This is a genomic window from Marinimicrobium hydrolyticum (assembly GCF_030848505.1).
GTDB lineage: Bacteria > Pseudomonadota > Gammaproteobacteria > Pseudomonadales > Cellvibrionaceae > JAVDDU01.
The window spans coordinates 1-1,357 of record NZ_JAVDDU010000026.1 but is presented as its reverse complement, the minus strand read 5'-3'; the positions used below and the strand labels follow the sequence as shown (position 1 = coordinate 1,357).

Below are 1,357 nucleotides of genomic sequence, written 5' to 3'. Positions count from 1 at the left end.
TAACGTCGAGTTAAGCTGCAATGAAAGGCGCAAAAAAATATAGGTTGGCGCCATAACTTAAGACGAATCAACGAATTCTCCCCTTTCATTGTCTGCTTCAACTCTTTGTTGGACGTAACCGCTGGCACCCAAGGAGGGGCTGCTCTTTATTAAGGAATTTCCTTTTGGCGTCCCGTGCCACGCCTGCCACAGGAGCTTCCCGGGGGCGCCACAGGCCTTGCAGCAAAGTACCACAGACGACAAATCGACGCCACGCGGCGCTTTAAGGCCTTCAAGATTGCCGTGTAGCAACAGCGCCATACCGTATCGCCGCTTGGCTGCCGGTGCGTACAAGCCGTAGTAGCGCACGGTATGGACCCCGCTCGCTGGCACGTGCTGGAGCAGTCGTTCGGCGAGCTGTAAGGCGCTGAGTCGCTGGCGCTTTACCCGTTTGTCTCGGTGGTCCAGATAGCTCATCTCAACGCCGTCTCGATCCCAGCCCTTAATCTGATTAGGATGTAAGGGGCCGCCCTTGCAGTAGCGCGCCAGGTACAGCATCACGCCTTTGCCGTGTTCGTAGCGCTCTTCAATTCGGACGCTCCACTCTTTCTTATAGAGGGCTCGATACTGCGTCCAGAAGCGCTGGTGGTCCATGTCCGGGGGCAGTACCAGCTCGCCGGATTGAAACGCGGCTTTTAGCAGCGCCTGCACTTTGCCCCGGTAGTAACGCCGAAGTACTTTGCTCGGCAACAAGTACTCGCCTGAGTCCTTCCATTTATCCGCGGGCGTGAGTCCGCCAGCGGTCACCAAACAATGCACATGCGGGTGTAGGTTGAGCCTACGGCCCCAGGTGTGAAGTGCCATCAATACACCCGGCGTCACTCCACCAAACTTCGAACCAGCCAGCAGTTCGATCAGTGAGGCCTGGCTCGCTTTAAACAATAATTTTGCAAAGAGCGCTTCATTGTATCGCCACAGTGAGAGGTACTCGTGCGGTAAGGTGAAGATGACATGAAAGTGCGGAACGTCGAGAAGGCGTTGCTTTTGTTTCTCAATCCACTCGGCGCGCTTGCGCTCTGCACAGACGTAACAGCTTCGGTGTCGGCAGGAGTGGAACTGCTCCCAATGTTCATGGCCCTTTGGGCAGGCATAGTGGCTCACCCCAAGCTCGCGCGTTTGACACAGCGTCAATGCTTCAATCGCTTTGCGATTCTTGAGCGGCTGCGGTGTGCGATCCAACTTTGGTTTGTACGCGCGAAACAATTTTTGTATCGTTCGGTTTGGCATCTCCCTATGCCTCCATGTTCTAGAATTACGCTCTCCACCGCGCAGCGGTTATGTCCAACATTTGAATCTACGACATCAGGCGATATATCCC

The 1,357-nt window shown here is 55.0% G+C and carries 1 protein-coding gene; it reads right to left on the bottom strand.

The window, feature by feature from the left end; genetic code table 11:
• Positions 1-57: 57 nt before the first annotated feature.
• The gene (locus RBH33_RS17670; RefSeq protein WP_306733547.1) at positions 58-1,266 is read right to left on the bottom strand and encodes an IS91 family transposase; all 1,209 of its coding nucleotides are present in this window, start codon (positions 1,264-1,266) and stop codon (positions 58-60) included.
• Positions 1,267-1,357 lie beyond the last annotated feature (91 nt).